This is a genomic window from Endozoicomonas sp. (assembly GCF_051008435.1).
Classification (GTDB): domain Bacteria; phylum Pseudomonadota; class Gammaproteobacteria; order Pseudomonadales; family Endozoicomonadaceae; genus Endozoicomonas_A.
In genome coordinates this window covers 1-19,641 of the sequence record NZ_JBPCXO010000351.1, presented here as the reverse complement: position 1 = coordinate 19,641, position 19,641 = coordinate 1, and the positions used below count along the sequence as shown (strand labels likewise).

Genomic DNA, 19,641 nt, shown 5'->3' with positions numbered 1-19,641 from the left:
TGTTGACGCTGAGAGCGTTAGTTTGTTCATCCGGACAATGGGAAGCGTTCTGGTTAAAGATGAACCGGTATGGTTTTCCCATTGTACATAATCTCTTTCCAGTACATTAATTAGGCAGCACACCCGTACGAAGTTAAGTATTTTGTCATCCCATATTCTGAGCCCGTGCTACAGCATAATAGTGATTCATGAATTCAGGATCATACTGTCGCAATGCAACGCTGTTTAGAGTCAACAATTGATTCTTCAGCATCAGGCAGCCCATGGTATTGCAAAGCCTTGTCGATACAGTGATCGGCCTACAGAATGTGAATTAAAACAGTCACGAATCAGTGATGTGAATGGTTGTTCAGGATCTAAGTATTTACTTAACTCTTTTTTGATTTGTTTTGCTTTTCCAGCACTTTCTATGCAACGTTCCTGTTTGGCCTTGAGGGCGTTTTCTGCATATTCATCAAACATGGACGTGATAGAAACCCACAGTGCTTTACGCTCATCGCACAATTCCTGATCATCCAGTCCATATCGTTTGATAGAAAATGCAATGCGTTCTCTATCCCACTCATCAAGATCTATAGCGGGCTCACGGCAAGGCTCAGGTTCGCCGTGTGAGTTAAAGCCAATCAATGCCGCATCATCCTCGTTGGCAGGATCAAGCAGCAGAGGGTACTCGCGGCTGATGGATATGCCAGGAGTGCATACAGCCATTACCCTCTCCCTCAAGGGAAAATAAGTCCCTTTTCGAGTGTTTGGCATGGGTTTGGATAAACGATAGTTTTCAATATCGAATGCCAGCCACCAATAGCCCTCGTGGCATTTTTCCCAATGCTCATTCCTGGCGCAGCTTTTGGGGCGAAAGTGCTCCAGGTGCGGATATTCTGCCGTAAACCGGGCTTCGGTGTACCAGCATTTTCTACCAGACAGCGCCTTTAAAAAACTCAAAAGAATTGGGTCACGCCAGTGATCCTTATTGCGATGAATAATTACTTTCCGCTTTTGTGGATCAGCCTCATCTTTCAGGTCGTTCAATAACTCGTCAGACTTCTTCTGCCAGTCTTCCAATACCGACTTGTCGACTTCACCGAGTGGAATATATCTCATCAATCTGTCTCCCTGTCGGTTCCGTCGATAATCTCCTGTAACAGCTCATCAGTCAGTGACTCCAGTTCGGCAATATCATCAGCACTGAAATCTTTCTTTGTCATAATGGATCGTCGGGCAAGAGCCTGTGAGAACTGGTTGAAGTAAGGGTGAGGAAAGCTGTGGGCAATGCCCAGTTGGTCCAGCTCTTGTGTCAGGTGTTCAAGTTCAGCGGCCATTTCCGCTGTTTTATTCCGTATGCCAAGCAATTTATATCGCTGGGTCATACGTGCAACCACACTGGGTGGGAGCACTGATTTAAGCCCAAACATATCGGATTGCAGAAGGCCGTCCACCCCCATACCTATCGGATCTTCACCGGGTATATCGGCGGTGACTGAATGTTGGCCGTCCTTGTCATGGCGATTCAGTAAACGCACCTGTTCTCGTTTGAGGCCGCCGATCATAAGTGGATTATGAGTGACAATCAGAAGCTGTGATGAATGATCCACCACCTGGCTTTCCAGCAGGTTCAGATATTCATAAGTCCAGGACGGATTGAGGTGTGTATCCGGTTCGTCCAGAAGGAACAGGCTTTCTTCGCCTTTGGTGAAATGCAACAGGCCGAGCACGGTCAGGAGTTGTTGCTCACCCTCCGAGAGCTGGTCAAAGCGAATAAGCCCCGCCTGAGTATGGTTGACGGTTACCCGGACCTCATCAATCAGGTCACACAGGTGCAAACCTTCCAGATGAGCAAAAAAGTGCGTTTCATCCTCACCGGGGTACATCAGTTCCTGCAGCGTGGCTTTATCTTTTATATAGAGATAAAGGCGTTCCTGCTCTTCGGTGCGGTCACGAAAATCTCTGGTAATGGTTTCTTCGTTTCGAATAGGCGCTATAGCATGCCGCCAAAGCCGGTCGGTAAAGGTTTGAAAAGCTCCCTTGGCATATCAGAACAGTGGGTCACCGTTGTCCAGATCGTTTTGGGTGGGTTTTCCTGAACCGCGCCAGAAGGGTTTGTGCATCACAAACAGAGCGGACTCGAAATCTTTGATGCGCAGAAAATCAAACAGAAACGCCTTGATTTTGGGGTTGGTATCCATCAGGAAAAACGCCAGTAGTACCAGCTGGCTGTAATCTTTACGGCAGTAAAACAAACGACGCAGCGGAATATTGTCTGTACTGCCGCCCTGCTTCCACTTTTTGTAGCGCTCCTTGGTCGGTTTATCAAACAGACTTTCCAGCCGACGGTTCCAGCCTGAGTAATAAGCAAAAACGTATTTAGGCAAATACAGGTCTGGAGCATCACGAAACGTTTTAGCCGGGATTTTTTTGCCATCCACTTTAAACTGTTGTTTTGGACGGCCAGAAGGACTGTTTGTGATCTGCAGTTTATGGCCACGAATCTGGTAATCCAGCTCGTAATAAAAGGCAGAGGCGGTACCTGCTTCCAAATCCCGGAATATTTCCACCAACGCTTCAATCAAATTGGATTTTCCAGCGCCGTTACGACCCAGAACCACCGTTGTCTGTGGTGTTTGGTCCGGCTTGAACTCAAAATCCTGAAGATTGCCGTAATCCTTTAGAGAGAGGCGCTGGATTCGCATGCCCGGGTACTCCTTACCGTTTACTGGGAATAATTTTCCGTCATTGTGAAAGCTATTCTTGAAAGCTATTGTTGAGAGCTATTCTTGAGAGCCATATTAAACACTATAAACTGCCTCAGTCGTTCAGGGTGGTATCCGCCGTTTCTACAACGATTTTCAGTTTTCTCTGAGCTGCATCGTCTGAACGTTTGTCGTCTATGATACCGCCGTTTTTCATTTCCTGCTTCAGTTTGGCGTAAAAGTCGTCGATGCTCAGTTCGGTCTTTTTCCAGAGCACTTCGGCATGGGCTTCGCCTCCCAACGCCAAAAGCAGTTCTGTCAGGTAGTTCTCTGGAGCATCCATCAGTTTCATGGCGGTAGTCCTGGCCTTGCTGGGAGATTGTCGGGTACTGGCTTTACGTTTGGGCTTTGTGGCTGCCTGCTGTTCGCGTTCAGCCTGAATACGTTTCAGCAATTGTGAAGCGGGTTCATCGTTCGGGTCTTGAGGGACCAGCTCACCTCTGAAGGCTTTGGCCAGCAATGACTGGGTTAAACGGTCGGTGCGCTGCCTGGCGTCGAAGTACTGTTTTTCAACAGCGTCTGCAAGGGCGAACAGAGATTCTACCCGGCGGACTATTTCTTTTTGTTCTTCGAGTGGAGGTACAGGAATAGGATATTTCTTTAATGCTTTTCCTGTTAAATGTTTTATCGTTGTACCTGTGTAAAGTTGTGAAAGCTTCTTCTGATGAAAGTCATTTTCAACACAGATAAGTGCATAGTCAGCCGAGAAATTCTTACTAAAGCGCACTCTATGGAGGGCTTTTTGAAATGTTAAATTATTTTTCCCTCCTTTCCATACTGCGCCACGACCAGGTTCTCCTCCTTCACATAAAAGCAGGTCTCCATCCTTAATTTGTAGTTCTTTCTGCTCTTTATCAGATACCAAGATCTTCTTTAAGTCACTTAAGTCGAATGCTCTCCAGCGTACGTTGATATTTCCGAGGTATGAGGTGGCTATGCCCTGGTTTTTGTTCTTGTCTAGCATTTTGCCCAGCCGAGCTTCCGATATCTCTGGCAATAGTTTCAGCTGCCAACTCTTCGGTAGGTTTGAAAACTCCCATGTTAGAAAGTCATCATAAGTTTCGTCAGAATCTCTCCATTCTCTAGTCAACTCCCCCGAAGTAGCAGCAGCCAGAACAGCCTGACGGAAGCGCTGGAGCAAAGTGGGAATTTTTTCCAGACGCGTCTGGGCTGCATCCACTTTTGAGAGCAGGCTGTCGAGCTTGTCGGCTATTCGGGTTTGTTCGTTTAGGGGGGGAAGAGGAACAGGATATTCCATCAGATAATCTTTAGGTACACGCTTATGGCCAACCGAGCCACTCATTCGTACAATACAATCATCTTTGAATTGTTTTGTTTTTACAAAAGCATGAAGGAATCTAGGTTCTAATTGTTGACTGCGTAATACGAAGTATTCGGTGCTACCGGCTCCAATACCATTTGGAAGGCCAGTTGCAAGAGCACTTTTCCCATTCTCGAAACAAGGGGTTATCTTGGCAAGCAATACATCACCATCTTGAAAATGTGTGTAGCCTTTTTTGCAGTTTGCCCAAGTTTTTTTCTCAAACTGGAATTCTGAGAGGAGCTTGGTAGGGATCATACTCATAGGTACAAAACCGCATTCTAGATCATCCCCTAAATTCTTGAATTTCTCATTTATAGATACGATGGAATGGAGAGATTCTCGAACCCACCCGTCCGGCAACTCACTACTCACAGAACCACCTCTTCACCTTCTTCCACAGACCCCAGCTCAACCAGTATGGCCTGCAGTTCCTGCATAGCTCCAGCCATCTCTTCCAGAGCTTCATTAATCAGTACATCGGGCTCGGGCAGGTTGGCGCTGTCTTCCAGGCTGTCGTCCCGAATCCAGGCCAGGTCAAGGCTGTCGTCTTTCTGTTGAATCTCTTCCCGGGTGAAACAGCGTAAACGGCAGGTGTTTATATCCCCAATCTCACTGCCTTCGGCGTGTTTTTTGATAAAACGCTTGCGTGCTGCTTCATCGACCTGGGTCAGGTCATGGCCTACGGCTTCATAGAATTCCGCCAGGTGCTGGTCGGTAAATCGGGTACGCTTGCCAAACTGGGGCATATTGGCGCGCAGGTCGTATACCCAGACATTTTGTGTATTGCCTTTATCCTGGTTCGGGTCTTCCGGCTTGCTGAAAAACAGCACATTGGTTTTCACCCCGGCGGCGTAAAAAATACCGGTGGGCAGCCGCAGGATGGTGTGCAGGTTGCATTTGTCCATCAGAGCCTGACGGATACTTTTACCCGTAGCCCCTTCGAACAGAACATTGTCGGGCAGTACCACCGCAGCCCGGCCACCGGGTTTGAGCATGACATGGTACATAAGATGCAGAAAGGCCAGCTGTTTGTTGCTGGTGTAGTGTACAAGGTCATCACGGGTGGGGATTCCGCCCCCCTGCTTGGTGCCAAAGGGAGGGTTGGCCAGAATCAGAGAGGCTCCCGGAAGCTGTTTGCCTTCGTTACTCAGGGTGTCGCCGTATAAAATACCGGCATTCTTATCGTCTATCGCCAGGTCGTGGAGCATCAGGTTCATCATAGCCAGACGGCGGGTGTCTGGCACCAGCTCCATACCGTAAAAGGTTTTGTGCTGGTATTTACTGTAGGCAATTTCGTCAAGCGCCTCGATTTTATTGTGTTCCTTAACGTAGTGATGAGCGCTGATCAAGAAACCGCCAGTGCCTGCGGTTGGGTCCACAATGACATCGTTCAGGGTTGGCTTCATTAACGCAACCATGGCGTTGATTAATACCCGGGGCGTAAAGTATTGGCCGGCACCGGACTTTTTTTCGGTGGCGTTGATTTCCAGCAAGCCTTCGTACATATCGCCGAGGCCTTCGGTTTTGGCGCTGTACCAGTCCAGCTTGTCGATCTGGGTAACCAGCTTGTTCAGGGTGGCCGGTTTGCGGATCACGGTATTGGCGTTGTTGTAGATGGTCTGGGTGATCAGCGAGCCATGGCTGCCCAGATGCAGGAGCAGCTGTTTGTACTCTTCCAGACGGGTAGCACTGTTGCAAGCTTCCAGATCTTTCCAGCGATAGCCTTCGGGTATCAGTCCGTCCTGCTCGGTTTCGTCCACCATTTTCAAAAAAACCAAAAAGGTCAGTTCGTTAATGTATTCGTGATAGGTAACACCGTCGTCCCGCAGCAGGTTACAAAGGTTCCAGAGTTTGGCGACCAGGTCTTGAGTGCTCATCAGGGTTCTCTATGGGATGCTCTATAGGGTTAGTCGTTGGATTCAATCTGCCAGTGGCCGCCTTTTTTACCACCCTGGCGAACAATTCGCCCGGCTTTCTGAAGTTTTTTCAGGTGGTAGCGGATACCGTCTTCTGTCAGAGACAGGCTTTCGGCCAGCTCGGGAATGGTGATGGTGGGGGTTTTGGCGATTAAGTCTAAAATAGTTTCCCGGTTTTTTCCGGTAGTTTTTCCGGTAGTTTTTCCGGTAGTCTCGGGCTGTTTGCTCAGGGTGGCGAAGAGGCCGCCGGTTAACTGTTCAAAGACCGGCTGACTGAGGTGGTGAGCCTTGCAGGCCTGTACCACCTTATCAATACCGCGTCCCCAGTTATCGATATAGCCTGCTTTGTAGCAGACCTCGGCAATCAAAGGATTGCGGGGAAAAGAGGCATGAACCCGGGTCAGGTCTTCAATAGCCAGCTCATCCGGTAACGTGCCGCTGTTCCAGATGCTCAGGCGATCATCATGGACACGTATCTGAGTCATGGCGCCTGTATAGTTTCTGTGTACCAGAGCGTTGAGTAGCAATTCCCGCAAAGCGTCTGTGGGATACTCCAGGGTTTCTATACGCTGAATACCCTTGAAACTGACGGGCTTAACCAGAAATTTTCGTTCCAGCAGTTCCATGACGTCTTTCAGCAGAAAGATCAGATTGCCTTCGGACTCTTCCTGGTAGCGCATATCAACCACATCAGACCCAAAGCGACCGATTTTTACAAACAGGTTGCGATAAAAGCGGCCGGGGTCTTTACCGAATAAAACAAGTGCTGCCCGTTTGAGTTGACTGTTGCGGGAAAGTCTCAGTTTTTCGAGTAACGCCTCAACGGAAAGGTTATCCAGTGTTGGCAGGCGTCCGGCCAGTTTGGCATCCTTCTTGAAATGCTCTACGGCATTGGGGTCAATATCATCCAGTGTGGCATCAGGTTCGATGATGTCGTCCCAGGTCTGCCCCGTTCTTTTCAGTAAGAATTCATTTAACGCCTGACCCGTCAGCTCGGTTTTGGTGCTGCCGCTGCGGGAGTAATAGTGCCCACGGTAAGAGACAGGAACGGAATAGGTCGGTGTGACAATCTCAATGAGGTATTTGCCTTCTTCCTGTATCAGGTTAACACTGCATACCAGACCTAGCTGCTGTCGTATTTTATTAGGAATGTCTTCCAGCAGTTTCTGGTGGTTCTCAACGCCCATAGGGTCGCCATTATCCGCCTTACCAATAATCAGTGTGCCGCCGTTGGCATTGGCAAAGCCGCAAATCCACTCCAGATGCTTGTCGTGCCAGCTTTGCTTCCACTCGATCCGCTGAGTTTCTTGATTGTTGCGGTGGGCCATCAGTGGTACCAAAGTTGACGGTTGAATTCTTCGAGTACGTCGGTGACGGGGCGTTCAAACAGTTTGTTGGCGCGTTTGATGCCGCCCTGATGTTTGAAAATACCCTGATTCAGTGAAGTCTCATCGACAATAGTAGTGGCTTTCATCTGTTCTGCGATTAACTTTAGCCAGTCACGCTGAGGGGTTTTCCAAGGCTGGCTATTCAAGATTTTTTCCAGGGCTTTGTCAACGCGTTCTTCCCAGGGTATAAGGGCCTCGCCCAGAGCGGCCTGGCGAATAAAGCCAATGATTCGAGCGGCAATTTCTTCCTGTTTCACTTCTCGCCAGGCGATCTGCAGATCTTTTTCTCTGAAATGGTTGTTTTCCAGCTCTACAGCCAGTTCCTTAAGGCTTTTTCGGCTCAGGCTCCAGGGTTTGTTGATCACGGTCTGAATGGCCAGCAGGCGGTTGCTATTGGCATTAACAAAGTCTTTAAAGGCACTGAGATAATCTTCAGGCTTTTGCCCTTCTCCGTAACCCGTGGTGGTATGAGTAAAAGCGTCTTCACCTTCATGAATAACCAGGGGTGTTTTGATGCCGCCACCTGACTGGCCGCTTTCGGCTTTCTGGTCAAGCAGTTCACCCAAACCAGGGTGATGGGTAAACCATTCGGCTACTGATTCCAGGCTCATGGCTTTGAGTTCTTTAATAAAGTCGCCGGGAGGTTGTCCCGCTATGGTTGTAAATTTGTCGGTTTGCTCATCAGTGAGGAAATTCTTTTTTACCTGTAGTTTGGCAATAAACTGGTTTTTGGCCAGACTCTGCAAGTCGGGAGCTGTGACCTGGGCCATTTCTGCTTCAAGGTCTTTAAAGCTGATGTCCACCCGAGTGACTACAGGCTTCATCGTGCTGACTTTTTCCAGTTGTTTATAGATATCTACAGCGTCATAGATGTGAAAGGGACCTTTACCTATTTCAGTGCAGAGTCGGGTTGCCCGGCCCAGCATCTGTTCAAACAAGATTCGGCTGTTGACACGTCGAAGAAAAACCAGGTTACAGATTTTGGGTACATCAACACCGGTAGTGAGCAGGTCGACAGTGACCGCAATGTTGGGCAAACGGTCATTCTTATAGCAACGAATCTTTTCCAGAGGTTTGTCGCTGGCCCCGGTTATTTTTTGTACAGCGTCATCTTCCACCTCACCATGGTAATGCTCAATGGCATCTTTCATGGCTTCCACAACGTCGTCAGCGTGTTTGTCGGTTACGCAGAAAACCAGCGTCTTTGCAGGTGAGTATGGATTAATGGCGTCACTTTCAATCAGCCATTTTGTGACCACTTTGGTGAATTCCAGGGCGACTACTTTACGATTAAAATCAGAGACGTCGAAGTTTAACTCGTCCGGGGTTTTGTAAGTCTCTATTTTGTTGCTCTCAACATCGTAAACTTTTACTGCTTCGTTGACTGCATACTGAATGCCTTTTTCAGCCAGCTCGGTATGGATGCGAACCGGTGGCAGGTGGTCGTTCAGGTAACCATCCAGAACCGCTTCGGTGTAACTGTAGGTAAAGACTGGAGGACCAAAAATATCGGTGGTATGAAGCGCAGGAGTGGCAGTAAGACCAATTCTGAAGGCATCAAAGTACTCGATGACACTCCGATACTTTGACTGGTAATCCTTCTGGTCCCTGAACAGTATTTCAGTGTCGCTTAATTCACGGTCGAGCAGATAACCCCGGTGGCATTCATCCACCACAATGCAGTCATACTGGCCAACTCCAGGTTTATTGTCATTGTCGCCGGGGTAAAGAATGCGTTTTACCAGCCCTTGAACCGTAGCAACATGCACTTTGGTATCGTCATCAGGGCTGGGTTTCACGGGCTTATTTTGCTCCATACCCATGACGTCAAAGGTATCTGCAAATGTATTGAGGTTTTCAAGGCGAACCTCTCCAAAGTCATCGGTAGCCTGAACACCTAACGCAGAGCGATCCACCAGAAAAAGGATTCGTCGGAAGCGTTCAGCTTTTAGCAGTCGGTACACCATGGCTATAGCCGTTTTGGTTTTACCTGTACCGGTAGCCATAGCTATCAGTGCGGATTCTTTTCCCTGCTTTATGCTGCTCTCGACTGCTCTGATGGCATTAACCTGATAATCACGTAATTTCAGGTTGTAATCAAATCCCATGAGATCCAGTTCAGCCTCAGCCTGTTGGGGCGTTTGCCTGAGGTAGCTTTTGATTTCCTGAGGGGTATACCAGCCTTTAAGAGCTTTTCTACGGTTGCTGTTGTCCCTTACATCCAGAAACCAGATGCCGCTTTCCCTTTCCAGCTGTTTTAAATAGGGACGACCGTTGGTGGCAAAGGTAAGGGGAACTCTGAATTCGCCATATGTATTGTCAATGGTAAAGGCATTTTGCTCTTTCAGACCCTTGGCGTAACGTTTCGCCTGATCAATACTGCTGTATACGTGGGCGGCTTCTTTTTTGGCCTCAATAACGGCAATGGCCGTAAGCCCTATGAAGAGCACGTAGTCTGCTGGACCTGATTCGGTAGGCCACTCCGCGATAGCACGATTTTCATTAGCGACAGGACGGGCACCTTTTGAATATTTGAGATTGGTGCTGTCTGCTACCCAGCCTGCTTCAATCAGCTGCTCATCAACTAATACCCGGGTTTCTGCTTCAGAGAGCCGCAGTGCTGACTTCTCTATTCGTTGAATTTGCTCTGCTTGCTGCTGTGGAGCTTGCTTCTGGAATGTCTCGAAATAGATAACATTCGCAGCGTCCATTTTAGCCCGGTATTCTGCCAGAGTTTCTTCATGCTCAGTGGCCAGTTCTTCCCAGACTTTGCTTTCGCAAGCCATCTCTTGCGCGCGTTGTTTTTCTGCTTTTGCCTTTTTTGCTTCTAACTGTTGCTGGGTTTCAAGATGAGTCAGACGATCTTCCGCTGTTTTATTTTGTTTTTTAAGTTCAAGCAGGGCTTCTTCAAGCTGACGAACTTTTTCTGAAGGGTCTGACGGCTTAACAAAGGGAGTGAGCTTGAAACCTTCAGCTTTATCACCACCAAAGGTACTGTGGAACCAGGCACTGAGAGCATATCCCACTTGTAAGGATTTCAGTGCGTCACGATGAGTGGAGGATGTGATGTCGTGAGCAGCGGAGTTCCCCAGTTTTCTGAGACTGTGAAAGGCATCTTTGATCTGTCGGTCAAGCTTGAGGGTGTTATCAAGCTCTTTTAGTAATTCAATTTGTTTTATCTCTTTCCCTGACTCAATACCCACACGAGAGGCTATGGTTTGAGCCAGCTCTTCCCCTAACTGCCTCATCTTGATTAAAGTGGTATTCGGATCAGGAACAAAACAGGCTTCAGCCGTCTGTGCAAGGCGAACCAGTAGTTCGTCGTGATGTTTAAGGAAGTCAAAATTGCTGGTAGACATCTATAACATCCCTTGTTTTATTGCCTTTATGAATAGCACATTGAAGTACGACAATAATATAGCACCTGCTATTACTGCTGTTAATGGATGGTTTTGACTGTATTGTTTTTTAGTAGAAGTAGATCTAATAGCAGAGCAAAAGTTAGGGTTAGCTTGATAGGCATTGCAAATGAATCACTGGGAGCCTGTCGGACTTCTGCTCAAAAGCATAAGTCCGACAGGCTCCTAGCCCCCTGCTGCGAGTGCAAAGGGGCAAGTGATCTCAACGAGTAGGGAGATGGCTAATGAGATTTTCCGGAATCCTTTTTATCCGGGCAATGGTAGCTCTGGCTCACTTTGTCGTCAGCAGTGACTGATTCCATTTTGACATCAAACTGCCAGAGTCGATGCACATGCTTCAGAAGTTCTTCGGTGTTTTTATCCAGCGGACGTCCTTGATGCTGGTAGTGTCTGAGAGTCAGTGTTCGGTCTCCACGGACATCGACGTCATAAACCTGGATATTCGGCTCCCGGTTGCCAAGATTGTATTGAGCAGCCAATGCCTCTCTGACTTCCTTATAGCCTATGTCGTTATGAATGGCATCCACTTCGAGATAGGATTTACTTTCATCATCCATAATGGAAAAGAGTCTGAGGTCTCTCATCACTTTGGGAGACAGGAACTGAAGAATGAAGCTTTCATCCTTAAAGTTCTGCATGGCAAAGTGCACGGTTTCAAGCCAGTCGCTGCCCGCAAAGTCAGGGAACCAGTGTTTGTCTTCATCGGTGGGTTCTTCGCAGATCCTTCGAATATCCTGGAACATACTGAAGCCCAGTGTATAGGGGTTGATGCCACTGTAGTGAGGGCTGTCAAAAGCTGGCTGATACACCACAGTTGAGTGAGAGTGCAGGAATTCCAGCATGAAGCCATCAGTGACTTTACCTTCCTGGTAAAGTTCATGGAGAAGATGATAATGCCAGAAACAGGCCCAGCCCTCGTTCATGACCTGGGTCTGGCGCTGGGGATAGTAGTACTGAGAGACTTTCCGGACGATGCGAAGTAACTCACGCTGCCAGATTTCCAGAAGTGGGGAATTCTTTTCCAGAAAATAAAGGATGTTCTCTTCAGGGTCTTGGGGGAAACGTTGAATTTTCTTTTCTTCTTTCTCTTCCACTTTTGGAATGGTGGTCCAGATATCATTCAACGTTCTCTGGATATATTCAGCTCGTTCCTGTTGTCGCTCTTTTTCCTGCTCTGCCGAGAGAGGTCTGGGTCGTTTATAGCGATTGACTCCCTGGTTCATCAGAGCATGTGCTGCGTCCAGAACATCTTCAACGGCTTCAACACCATACTTTTCTTCGCACTCGGAGACGTAGCGTTTGGCAAACATCAGGTAGTCAATAATGGACTCGGCGTCGGTCCAGGTTTGGAAAAGATAGTTACCTTTGAAAAAGGAATTGTGGCCATAACTGGCATGGGCCAGCACCAGCGCCTGCATCGTCATGGTGTTTTCTTCCATGAGATACGCAATGCAAGGGTTGGAATTGATGACAATTTCATAAGCGAGTCCCATACGACCCCGCTGGTAGTTCTGCTGAGTATGTAGAAACTGTTTTCCGAAACTCCAGTGACTGTACATCAATGGCATGCCGGTGGATGAATAAGCATCCATCATTTGTTCAGCACTGATGACTTCTATCTGGTTGGGGTAAGTATCCAGCCTGAATTTATCAGCCAGACGAGCCAGTTCACTGTCATACTCCTGAATGAGTTCAAAAGTCCATTCGGAATCGGTAGATAGGGGCTTCTTCTCGCTCATGGCTGATGCCTCGCTCATACGGTTTCCTTTTTCTCAAACAGGCGGCGGAACACCGGATAAATATCATTCGGTGTTTTAATCTGTTGCATGGCAAACTGGTCGGCGAACTGCTCCGTTACACTCTCATATTCACGCCACAGATTTTGGTGGGCCCGGTCAGTGATTTCGACGTACGAAAAGTATTGAACCTTGGACATGATCTGTTCGGTGAGAATCTTGGAGCAAACACTGGAGTCACCTTCCCAGTTATCGCCATCAGAGGCTTGAGCGACATAGATATTCCAGTCCACAGGGTTGTAACGTTCATTAATAATGTCGCGGGTCATTTCCAGAGCACTGGAAACAATGGTTCCGCCGGTTTCCCGGGAGTAGAAGAAGTCATCCTCATCGACTTCTTTCGCCGCTGTGTGGTGGCGTATAAAGACCACTTCAATCTGTTTGTAATTTCGTTGCAAAAACAGATAAAGCAAAATGAAAAAGCGTTTGGCCATGTCTTTAATTTCCTGAGTCATGGAGCCTGAGACATCCATGACACAAAACATAACGGCCTTGTTGCTGGGGCTGGGTACTTTGATCAGGTTGTTGTACTTGAGATCAAAGTCATCAATAAAGGGTAATTTCTTCAGCTTGGCATTGAGCTCTTTAATTCGATCACGCAGTTCTTCTATCAGTAAGGTGTCATTGGCCTCAGGGCTGACTTCCAGCTCTCTGAGCTGACGCCTCAGTGCTCTTACTTCTTTTCTGGCTCCGCCACCCAGTGCAATGCGTCGAGCGTGAGCCGACTTTAAAGAACGGACAATATTCAGTCGATCGGGTGAACCCTCACTGGTGTACCCGGCGTGCCTCATTTTAAATTCGGTGGCATCCTGAAGCTGCTTGTGAACAAGGTTAGGCAGCTCCAGATCATCAAACATGTGATTGAGAAATTCTTCATGATTGATCTGGAAACTGAATTCATCCATCCCTTCGCCGGAGTTTCCGGCTTTGCCCCGGCCTGAGCCTTGGCCAGAACCACCGGATGGTCGTTTGATTCTGTCACCAGAAACAAACTCTTTATTACCAGGGTGAACCTGCTTGTAGCTGCCTCCCTGTCCATGCTGAAAGTGTGGTTCAGAAAGGTCTTTGGTTGGAATGGTGACCTGGCTGCCTGATTCCACATCAGTAATGGAGCGCTTGTTAACCGCTTCAGAAACAGCTTTCTTGATGTGTTTTCGGTATCGGTCCATGAAGCGCTGTCGATTGACAGTACTCTTGTTTTTTCCGTTCAGACGTCGATCAATAATGATGCTCATTAACACGCTCCCTGTCTGTTCTGACACAGAACATTCCATGATTTCCATGTCGCCAGTTTTGAACCGCCTGTTCAAAACCTTGTCATTCCAATCCCATTTTTCGCTCATGGCTGTTTTAGTTATCGGAATGTGGTGACATCCTTCCACCGTTTTTTTCTTATTTTTTATTGGCTCAAGGCTGTTTTGCCGAGAATAATTTTCTGACAATTGTCAGTCACTCATATGCCTATAGCCAATAAAGAGCCCAGCCTCGAAATCATTTTTTGATCACATGCACAGGGTGGGTATGTATGTGATCAAAGAATAATTCCATAAAGTGAGGCCTGCGACAGGGTCGCAGGCCTTTTCTGTTACTGTGACTTTCTGACTCTGATATACCATTCAGCCAGTAATCTTACCTGCTTCTCGGTATAGCCTCTCTCAACCATACGCTTTACAAACTCGTTATGTTTGCGCTGATCTTCGTTGCTGCTCTTGGCATTAAATGAAATGACCGGCAGCAGGTCTTCCGTATTGGAGAACATCTTCTTCTCAATGACTGAGCGCATTTTTTCGTAGCTCGACCAGCTTGGGTTTTTCCCCTGGTTGTTGGCCCGTGCCCTGAGTACAAAGTTAACCACTTCATTCCGGAAGTCTTTCGGGTTAGCAATACTGGCGGCCTTCTCGATTTTTTCCAGCTCTTCGTTAATGGCTCCCCGGTCAAGAATGTCTCCGGTTTCAGGGTCGCGGTATTCTTGATCCTGAATCCAGAAATCAGCGTATGTGATGTACCGGTCAAAGATATTCTGACCATACTCTGAGTACGATTCGAGGTAGGCGGTTTGAATCTCTTTGCCCAGGAATTCAATGTATTTTGGTGCCAGGAATTCCTTCACATAACGCAGATAACGTTCATGTATTTCTTTCGGGAACTGTTGCTGCTCTATTTGCTGTTCCAGTACATACAGCATATGAACCGGGTTGGCAGCGACTTCGGTGGTATCAAAGTTAAAGACCTTGGAAAGAATCTTGAAAGCAAAACGGGTTGAAAGCCCTTCCATGCCTTCGTCGACACCGGCTGCGTCTTTGTATTCCTGCAAAGGTTTGGCGTTGGGGTCAGTATCTTTCAGGTTTTCACCGTCGTACACCCGCATCTTGGAATAGACATTGGAGTTTTCCGGCTCCTTAACTCTGGAGAGTACAGAGAACTGGGCCAGCATTTTGAGAGTATCAGGGGCGCAGGGAGCATCTCTCAATGAACTGCTGGACAACAGCTTCTCATAAATCAGAATTTCTTCTTTGACTCGGGTGCAGTAGGGAACCTTGACGATATTGACTCGGTCAATAAAGGCTTCATTGGTTTTATTGTTCTTGAAGGTTTGCCATTCGGATTCGTTTGAGTGAGCAAGAATGACACCATTGAATGGAATGGCACCCATCCCTTCTGTGCTGTTGTAGTTACCTTCCTGGGTGGCAGTCAGCAACGGGTGCAGGACTTTGATGGGAGCCTTGAACATTTCGACAAATTCCATCAAACCCTGGTTTGCGTTACAGAGTGCTCCAGAAAAGCTGTAGGCATCCGGATCATCCTGGGAGTATTCTTCCAGCTGACGAATATCCACTTTGCCTACCAGGCTGGAAATGTCCTGGTTGTTTTCATCACCGGGTTCGGTTTTGGCTATGGCTACCTGGTTCAGAATACTGGGGTAGAGTTTCACAATCCTGAATTTGGTAATGTCGCCGCCAAACTCGTTCAGACGTTTGACTGCCCAAGGTGACATGATGCCACCAAGATAACGATTTGGAATTTTGTATTCCTGGGTCAGAATGTCGCCATCTTCATCAGCATTAAACAGATTCAGTGGGGATTCAAAAACCGGTGAGCCTTTAATGGCATAGAAAGGCTGTCTTTGCATCAGGGCTTTCAGTCGTTCGGCCAGGGAAGATTTACCACCACCTACCGGTCCCAGTAAATAAAGAATCTGTTTTCTTTCTTCCAGACCCTGCGCGGCGTGTTTGAAGTAAGACACAATCTGTTCAATGGCTTCTTCCATGCCATAAAACTCTTCAAAGGCAGGATAGCGTTTGATCAGTTTATTGGAAAAAATGCGGCTGAGGCGAGAATCCCGAGAGGTGTCTGTCATCTTTGGTTCGCCGATGGCCATCAGCATTCTTTCTGCTGAGTTGGCGTAGGCACCGGGATCTTCTTTACAGAGATCCAGGTATTCCTGGATAGTCAGCTCTTCCTGCTGCGTGGATTGGTATCGCTCCTGATAGTGATTAAATATATCCATATTATGCCCTGCCCTGTCTGATGTTCGGATTCGATAGCCATATCGGGGTTCGGCCCCCCCTCATTTACGACTATCGGCAAGATCAGTACATTGGCCACTCTTATAATTATAGAGAGTAAGTATAGGAAGTGACCTTGGCTGGCAGCCGTCCATTGGCTGACATCATGGAAAGCTCAACTGAAACTTGGATGTTGACTCAAACAGAATGGCAGGAAAAATCCAGCCCTTTAGATTTTATAATGTGGAGTTTTTAATCAATCTGCAATAGCTGTCGTAGGGTTTAATGCAGAAAATAGCGTTTTTTTTTCCTGCACCCTAAAAGTGCGTCGAACCTTTGGGATTTGTGACACTTTTGTCATCACGATATAAATTAAAACTATACGTCTACGGATGATTGTTTGTCGTACAGGTAAGTGCTGGTTGATTAAGGAGTTGCTTCCACTGTATCTCTATCTGTCTGATTCTGCCTTTCAGTATCTTATGTTCGTTCCATTCATCAAGATAAAGAATTTATATAGATTCCCTCGCTGGAGAGAGTGTCGCGAAAGTAACTGCTCATTTTTTGTAGGCAAAAGTGCCGATTTTGAGAATAGCACCCCTAGTTTTACTGGGCTGTAGCTAGTCGACTTCAAAATTTACCTACAAAAAATGAGCAGTTACTCGCGAAACTCAGAACCCTCGCTCTCATGCTCCTGAGTGGGAGCGTAACGTATGAGGGGTTTACGCTGGAGTATGGGAACCAGAAAAAAATATACTTTGACACTCCATATCGTGTTGGCATAATCGAGCATGGATGTAAAAAGTGGACGGATAGCTAAATGGATCTTAAGCAGTATTGCTCGATTTATGGTTTTGAGCCTGATGAAAATACTTTAAAAGGACTTCAGGAGATAGAAAGGAAAGTTCTTTTATCCAAAAAATTAATGCATATAGTCAGTGGTGTCCCCCTATTTCAGCTGTTTGGTACACCCGGAACAAAAGCCAAGACAGTATATGATATAGCTGTTTATGACTGGGCACAGTTTGCATAAGTCTTGAATTCAATTGCTGTCAGGCATAAGACAGATATCTGGGAAATAGCCCAGTCCCAAGCTGCTTTTTACACTCATGACTATACAAATAAACAGTTCTGGAAGTGTGTTTCGAATGCGACTCGTTAACCATTTTTTTTGTTTGATACTGTTTCTGACTTCCTCACAAACACAAGCAATTGGAGTTCCTTGTGACAAGGACGTTCTGAAGTTGCCGACAGACCATTGGCTCTTGAAGGAAGAGCCTGAGTTGCAGAAAAAGATGTTATGGTATGTTACCCGGAAAAACACTTATGAATGCGAGAAATTTCTCTATATCAATGATTTGCTCCCTGAAATAGAGAGAACGGCAAAAACGGGTAACAGAACAGAGCTCGATTTAATGATTGATTCCATCATATCGTCTGTGCCTGATATGAAGGAGCAGGCAAAATTAGAGTCAGCCTTGGGTGAGGAGAGAGTAAAAAAATTCATGGACATTCATACAAAACCGTTTGATCTAGTTCAAACCCTTGAAGGAATGGGATTACTCTAGTTTCTGAGTTCAATGATGCCCTCTCTGTATCTTTTAGACGGCAAAGCTGCGTGCTGAAAAGTGCATAAAACTGCAGCTTTAATTCATTTGCTTTATGCTATTCTGACCGCTCGCCCAAGCTGGCGCAGTGAACTCTAAGAATAAAAAAAGCGCAGTAGTTGCTCGATGCTGCTTATCAGCAACTCATCACAAGGTGACCCCATGATTCGAGACGCGGTACATCTAGGTCAAGACGATCTCCCCTTCGTTGATATTGGTGATGGCAGCCTGCTCAAGGTATTGCAGGTGAAAGCCGGAGAAGGCTTGTGGATTATTGAGAATATCTTCAAGGCGGGGTATGAAGTGGACAAGCATCGCCATACCGGTCCGGTCTATGGCTATACCACTTCAGGTGCCTGGAAATACAAAGAGTATGACTACGTCAATCGTGCAGGATCTTTCCTCTATGAACCGGCTGGATCAGAACACACTTTGCAATGCATCGAGGACAACACCCGGGTCTGGTTTCAAATGTATGGCTCCAATATAAATCTGGACGCAGATGGCAATATCACTTCGGTGGTTGATGGTCAGATGACTTTGGATTTTTACCTCGCAATGTGTGAAGCGCAGGGTTTACCTCGCCCCAGCGTGCTGGTGGAGTGATATGAATATTGACGTATATTCCCCCGATAATTACCTTGCTGGCATTCCTCACGAACAGTTTGCCTGGTTGAGAAAAAATGCCCCGGTATACTGGCATGAACATCCTGATGGCGGTGGCTACTGGGTGTTAAGCAAACATTCCGACGTGATCAAAGTATCACGGGATTTTAAGACCTATTCGGCACAGGAAGGCTTTGTACTGGTTGATGATCTTCCTTCTGATTTGCTAGGTATGGCACAGAACCAGCTGTTGGGTATGGATCCCCCCAACCATGGACCTCTTCGCCGTTCTGTTATTGCCCGTGTAACCTCAAAACGATTAATGGCGCTGGAGCCAATGATCCGAAGTGTTGCCCAGGAAGTGATGCGCAAAGCCAGTCGTGGCGGTGAAATGAATTTTGTAGAGGATCTGGCTGGGGATCTGCCGACCGCTGTTATTGGTTTGCTTCTGGATATACCTCGGGAAATGTGGCCTCAGATTCGTAAGTGGTCGGACTTACAAACGTCTGGCACTGATCCTGATCTGGGTGGAACGCCCGAAGAAGTAGCTCAGGCCTCAGTAGAAATGGGTACTTATGGTTTCCAGTTGGCCAGTGAGCGTCGTGGGCAAGGCGGAGATGATCTGATATCCCTGTTGATCAACCAGGAAGTTGAGGGACGACTGATTTCAGAGATGGAATTTGCCTCGCTGTTTGTACAAATTACAGTGGCGGGTAACGAGACAACCCGTGGCCTGATAAGTGCTGGCATGTACGAGCTGATCAGGCGCCCTGAATTGTACAGACAACTGGAAGCTAATCCCGATCAACTGCCTTTGGCTATAGAAGAAATGTTGCGTTGGACTTGCCCACTTCATTATTTTCGACGTACCGCTCTCTGCGACACAGAAATTGGTGGTCAAGCCATTAAAAAGGGCGACAAGGTGGTCATGATGTATAGCTCGGCGAATTTTGATGAGGAGGTTTTTGACAATCCAATGACCTTTGATATCAGTCGTGACCCCAATCCTCATACAGCCTTTGGACATGGAATCCATCTTTGTCTGGGAGCCAATCTCGCGCGGATGGAAACCCGAATATTCTTTGAAGAATTTTTTAAAACCTTTTCAGACATCGAGATGGCAGGGGAGCCTGTGTATATTCGCTCCAATAATATTCACGGATTTAAACAGATGCCTGTCTGTGTTCAACCGAGAAGATAATAACTAGTGCCTGTCCGAAAACCCACAAAAATCAAATGATGACAGTCCTCATTAAACGTGAGGCCAGATCATAAACCGGACCTTCACTGTTAAAGACTACATTTGCAGCGATTTCTGAGAGTATTCTTCAA

General features: G+C 47.1%; 14 protein-coding genes. 4 read left to right on the top strand and 10 right to left on the bottom strand.

What is annotated here, in order from left to right; all coding sequences use genetic code 11:
• Nucleotides 1-252: 252 nt before the first annotated feature.
• The 10 genes from ACR2PX_RS17735 to ACR2PX_RS17690 all read right to left on the bottom strand — a co-directional run bounded on the left by ACR2PX_RS17735 (nt 253) and on the right by ACR2PX_RS17690 (nt 16,098).
• Nucleotides 253-1,101 carry a hypothetical protein gene (locus tag ACR2PX_RS17735; protein ID WP_434000692.1) on the bottom strand — a complete coding sequence of 283 codons (849 nt, stop codon included), beginning with the start codon at nt 1,099-1,101 and terminating at the stop codon, nt 253-255.
• Nucleotides 1,101-1,952, bottom strand: coding sequence for an AAA family ATPase (locus ACR2PX_RS17730; RefSeq protein ID WP_434000693.1), 852 nt, complete (start codon nt 1,950-1,952; stop codon nt 1,101-1,103). The genes ACR2PX_RS17735 and ACR2PX_RS17730 overlap by 1 nt, the downstream gene beginning before the upstream one ends.
• 78 nt (nt 1,953-2,030) lie before the next feature.
• A complete protein-coding gene (locus tag ACR2PX_RS17725) occupies nt 2,031-2,687 on the bottom strand; it encodes an AAA family ATPase (RefSeq protein ID WP_434000691.1) in 657 nt (218 codons plus the stop codon).
• 115 nt (nt 2,688-2,802) lie between these two features.
• Nucleotides 2,803-4,443, bottom strand: a complete 1,641-nt coding sequence (locus ACR2PX_RS17720; RefSeq protein ID WP_434000690.1) for a restriction endonuclease subunit S — start codon at nt 4,441-4,443, stop codon at nt 2,803-2,805.
• Complete coding sequence (locus ACR2PX_RS17715) at nt 4,440-5,948, bottom strand: N-6 DNA methylase (protein ID WP_434000689.1); 1,509 nt, start codon at nt 5,946-5,948, stop codon at nt 4,440-4,442. The genes ACR2PX_RS17720 and ACR2PX_RS17715 overlap by 4 nt, the downstream gene beginning before the upstream one ends.
• A 29-nt stretch (nt 5,949-5,977) precedes the next feature.
• Nucleotides 5,978-7,315: an ATP-binding protein gene (locus ACR2PX_RS17710; protein ID WP_434000688.1), complete on the bottom strand. Its 1,338-nt coding sequence runs from the start codon at nt 7,313-7,315 to the stop codon at nt 5,978-5,980.
• Nucleotides 7,315-10,734, bottom strand: a complete 3,420-nt coding sequence (gene hsdR, locus ACR2PX_RS17705; RefSeq protein WP_434000687.1) for a type I restriction-modification system endonuclease — start codon at nt 10,732-10,734, stop codon at nt 7,315-7,317. The genes ACR2PX_RS17710 and hsdR overlap by 1 nt, the downstream gene beginning before the upstream one ends.
• Nucleotides 10,735-11,015: 281 nt before the next feature.
• Nucleotides 11,016-12,551: a SpoVR family protein gene (locus ACR2PX_RS17700; protein ID WP_434000686.1), complete on the bottom strand. Its 1,536-nt coding sequence runs from the start codon at nt 12,549-12,551 to the stop codon at nt 11,016-11,018.
• Complete coding sequence (locus tag ACR2PX_RS17695) at nt 12,548-13,825, bottom strand: YeaH/YhbH family protein (RefSeq protein ID WP_434000685.1); 1,278 nt, start codon at nt 13,823-13,825, stop codon at nt 12,548-12,550. The genes ACR2PX_RS17700 and ACR2PX_RS17695 overlap by 4 nt, the downstream gene beginning before the upstream one ends.
• Before the next feature lie 350 nt (nt 13,826-14,175).
• Nucleotides 14,176-16,098: a PrkA family serine protein kinase gene (locus ACR2PX_RS17690; RefSeq protein WP_434000684.1), complete on the bottom strand. Its 1,923-nt coding sequence runs from the start codon at nt 16,096-16,098 to the stop codon at nt 14,176-14,178.
• 818 nt (nt 16,099-16,916) lie between these two features.
• On the opposite strand from ACR2PX_RS17690, the gene ACR2PX_RS17685 reads away from it, so the two are divergent.
• The 4 genes from ACR2PX_RS17685 to ACR2PX_RS17670 all read left to right on the top strand — a co-directional run bounded on the left by ACR2PX_RS17685 (nt 16,917) and on the right by ACR2PX_RS17670 (nt 19,510).
• On the top strand, nt 16,917-17,129 hold the full coding sequence (locus ACR2PX_RS17685) for a hypothetical protein (RefSeq protein WP_434000683.1): 213 nt from the start codon (nt 16,917-16,919) through the stop codon (nt 17,127-17,129).
• A gap of 115 nt (nt 17,130-17,244) precedes the next feature.
• Entirely contained in the window at nt 17,245-17,664 is a 420-nt protein-coding gene (locus ACR2PX_RS17680; protein WP_434000682.1) for a hypothetical protein, read from the top strand.
• Between the two features lie 201 nt (nt 17,665-17,865).
• A complete protein-coding gene (locus ACR2PX_RS17675; RefSeq protein ID WP_434000681.1) occupies nt 17,866-18,309 on the top strand; it encodes a 2,4'-dihydroxyacetophenone dioxygenase family protein in 444 nt (147 codons plus the stop codon).
• Between the two features lies 1 nt (nt 18,310).
• Complete coding sequence (locus tag ACR2PX_RS17670; RefSeq protein ID WP_434000680.1) at nt 18,311-19,510, top strand: cytochrome P450; 1,200 nt, start codon at nt 18,311-18,313, stop codon at nt 19,508-19,510.
• Nucleotides 19,511-19,641: the final 131 nt, after the last annotated feature.

Excerpts from the sequence above, each read along its gene's own strand:
- ACR2PX_RS17715 (WP_434000689.1), bottom strand. The coding sequence starts at position 5,948 with ATGAGCACTCAAGACCTGGTCGCCAAACTCTGGAACCTTTGTAACCTG.
- ACR2PX_RS17690 (WP_434000684.1), bottom strand. The coding sequence starts at position 16,098 with ATGGATATATTTAATCACTATCAGGAGCGATACCAATCCACGCAGCAG.
- ACR2PX_RS17710 (WP_434000688.1), bottom strand. The coding sequence starts at position 7,315 with ATGGCCCACCGCAACAATCAAGAAACTCAGCGGATCGAGTGGAAGCAA.
- ACR2PX_RS17695 (WP_434000685.1), bottom strand. The coding sequence starts at position 13,825 with ATGAGCATCATTATTGATCGACGTCTGAACGGAAAAAACAAGAGTACT.
- ACR2PX_RS17725 (WP_434000691.1), bottom strand. The coding sequence starts at position 2,687 with ATGCGAATCCAGCGCCTCTCTCTAAAGGATTACGGCAATCTTCAGGAT.
- hsdR (WP_434000687.1), bottom strand. The coding sequence starts at position 10,734 with ATGTCTACCAGCAATTTTGACTTCCTTAAACATCACGACGAACTACTG.
- ACR2PX_RS17670 (WP_434000680.1), top strand. The coding sequence starts at position 18,311 with ATGAATATTGACGTATATTCCCCCGATAATTACCTTGCTGGCATTCCT.
- ACR2PX_RS17685 (WP_434000683.1), top strand. The coding sequence starts at position 16,917 with ATGGATCTTAAGCAGTATTGCTCGATTTATGGTTTTGAGCCTGATGAA.
- ACR2PX_RS17700 (WP_434000686.1), bottom strand. The coding sequence starts at position 12,551 with ATGAGCGAGGCATCAGCCATGAGCGAGAAGAAGCCCCTATCTACCGAT.
- ACR2PX_RS17735 (WP_434000692.1), bottom strand. The coding sequence starts at position 1,101 with ATGAGATATATTCCACTCGGTGAAGTCGACAAGTCGGTATTGGAAGAC.
- ACR2PX_RS17675 (WP_434000681.1), top strand. The coding sequence starts at position 17,866 with ATGATTCGAGACGCGGTACATCTAGGTCAAGACGATCTCCCCTTCGTT.
- ACR2PX_RS17680 (WP_434000682.1), top strand. The coding sequence starts at position 17,245 with ATGCGACTCGTTAACCATTTTTTTTGTTTGATACTGTTTCTGACTTCC.